A 2004-nucleotide genomic window follows, 5' to 3' on the forward strand; every position below is an offset into this window, starting at 1 on the left:
CGGGTCGAGCGCGGCGTGGTCCTCGCTGAGACCGGTGAGGTCCGCGGCGGCGCCTGCGTGGCGTTCGATCACCGGCCAGGCGATCCGGTCCTCCGCCTCGTGGTGGTGGTGGATCTCGGCGCACAGGCCGCCGATCCAGGCGTCGAGGGCGGCCGCGCGCTTGGGGCTGATCGCCGCCCGGAGGTCCGCGAGGCGCTCGACCAGCGCCGTCAGCCGGTGCAGGTCCGCGCGCATCGTCCGGTGCAGCACACGCAGCCCCATCAGGTTCGGTGTGGTGGTGGGGCAGGACATGAGCGCTCCTTCGTCGTCGGTGCCGCGAGCGTGCGACGCCCCGCTTGGGGCCCACTTGCCGCGCGCTTGCGGAGTCGCGTGGATCACGCAGAAAGCGAGTTGACCGGGCGGCCAGTCAAGGCGTAGACCGGAGTCATCAGGCAAGACCTTCTGGAGGGAAGTGATCGCGATGACCGCGAAGGTGTGGACGCGCTGGCAGGACTGGGCCGCTCTGGTGATCGGCGTCCTGGTCGCGTTGTCGCCCATCGTGGTGGCCACCGACTCGGCCGCGGTGTGGACGCTCGTCGTCCTCGGCGTGGTGCTCGCGCTGACGGCGCTCTGGTCGCTCGGTCAGCCGGGTTCGGTGGCGAGCGAGTACGTGCACGGTGTGCTCGGTGTGCTGCTGTTCATCGCCCCGTGGGTGATGAGCTACAGCGACCTGTCGGGCGCGTCGTGGACGTCCTGGATCGGCGGTGTCCTCGCGGTGGTCGTCGCCGCGACCGCGCTGCCGGCCGCCACCACCGCGCACCGCGGAGTGGTCGCCCACTGATCGGGCAGTGAACCGAGGGGCCGCGACCGCACCGGTCGCGGCCCCTCCGCATGTCAGGATGGCTGTGATGACCGAACCCGAACCGGCCCGCGAGCGGATCCTCGCCGCGGCCGAGGAGCTCTTCGCGGAGAAGGGCTTCGACGCCACGCCCACCTCGCGGATCGCCGCCCGTGCCGAGGTGCCCAAGGGCCTGGTGCACTACTACTTCGCGCGCAAGGTGGACCTGTTGTCCGCGTTGGTGGACCGGCTGCCCGAGGAGCACGTGGACCGGGCGGCGGTGGTCGTGCCGGGAGACGTCGAGCAGAGCCTGTGCCGCCTCGTCGCCGTGCTCGACGAGCTCCTGGACTCCTCCGCCGTCCTCTCCCACCTGCTGTGGCGGGAGGCGGACACCCACCCCGCCGTGCGGGACGCCCTGCACCGCCGCTTCGACAGGCTGGTCGGCGAGATCCGGGCGGTGCTGGTCGCGGCGGGCGCCACCGGCGCGGTGGGCAGCGCCTCGCTGCTGTTGGCGTCGGCGCTGAGCTATCGGCACTCCGTGTACCGGCACGCGGAGGAGGACTCGGCCTCGCGCGCCGACATGGCCCCTGAGCTGCGGTTCCTGGCCGCCGCGTTGGACCCGGCGCTCACCATGTCGGCTCCACCTCGTCCCGGACCGGCGTGATGCCCACGGCGAGCACCGGGGCCACGGCGGCCACCGCGAACCCCACGGCGTAGCCCGTCACCCCGACGATCGCGCCGAGGGCGACCGGGGTCAGCGACGAGACCACGTTCTGGCCTGTGTTCTGGATGCCCAACGCGCGCCCGGACCAGGCCGACCCGGCGATCTCCGCCACGGCCGTGAACGCCAACCCGTTGTCCGCCACCGTGACCACCCCGCCCACGGCGAGCGCGACGATCGCGAGCCAGGGCGCGACCGCGTCGCCCAGCGCGAACAGCAGCAGTACCGCGGTGGCGCCCACGGCGAGCTGCCGCATCGGCCGCAGCCGCGACCGGACGTGGTCCGACCACACCCCGGACCCGATGCGGCCCACCGCCCCCGCGATCTGCACCGCCGCCATGAACGCCCCCGCGGCCGCCACGCCCCAGCCCTGCTGGCGTACCAGGTACTCGGTGCCGAACGCGCTGATCGCGAACTGGGGCACCACGAGCAGCGCGCTGGCCGTGTGCACCCGCCAGAGCACGGG

At 73.3% G+C, this 2004-nt stretch carries 4 protein-coding genes; 2 read left to right on the forward strand and 2 right to left on the reverse strand.

The window, feature by feature from the left end; all coding sequences use genetic code 11:
- Nucleotides 1-291, reverse strand: a 291-nt coding sequence (locus H5J29_RS30560) for a hemerythrin domain-containing protein (RefSeq protein ID WP_181784417.1), incomplete at its 3' end; no start/stop codon positions are given.
- Between the two features lie 169 nt (nt 292-460).
- Here H5J29_RS30560 and H5J29_RS30565 point away from each other — a divergent pair.
- Together H5J29_RS30565 and H5J29_RS30570 are read left to right on the forward strand one after the other, a co-directional pair.
- Nucleotides 461-820: an SPW repeat domain-containing protein gene (locus H5J29_RS30565; RefSeq protein WP_181784418.1), complete on the forward strand. Its 360-nt coding sequence runs from the start codon at nt 461-463 to the stop codon at nt 818-820.
- Nucleotides 821-887: 67 nt separating this feature from the next.
- Nucleotides 888-1481 carry a TetR/AcrR family transcriptional regulator gene (locus tag H5J29_RS30570; RefSeq protein WP_181784419.1) on the forward strand — a complete coding sequence of 198 codons (594 nt, stop codon included), beginning with the start codon at nt 888-890 and terminating at the stop codon, nt 1479-1481.
- Here the strand turns inward: H5J29_RS30570 and H5J29_RS30575 are convergent.
- A partial coding sequence (locus H5J29_RS30575) for an MFS transporter (RefSeq protein ID WP_181784420.1) occupies nt 1444-2004 on the reverse strand: 561 nt, incomplete at its 5' end. The genes H5J29_RS30570 and H5J29_RS30575 overlap by 38 nt on opposite strands.

Source organism: Pseudonocardia pini (assembly GCF_013870575.1).
Taxonomy (GTDB): Bacteria; Actinomycetota; Actinomycetes; order Mycobacteriales; family Pseudonocardiaceae; genus Pseudonocardia; species Pseudonocardia pini.

Excerpts from the sequence above, each read along its gene's own strand:
- H5J29_RS30565 (WP_181784418.1), top strand. The coding sequence starts at position 461 with ATGACCGCGAAGGTGTGGACGCGCTGGCAGGACTGGGCCGCTCTGGTG.
- H5J29_RS30570 (WP_181784419.1), top strand. The coding sequence starts at position 888 with ATGACCGAACCCGAACCGGCCCGCGAGCGGATCCTCGCCGCGGCCGAG.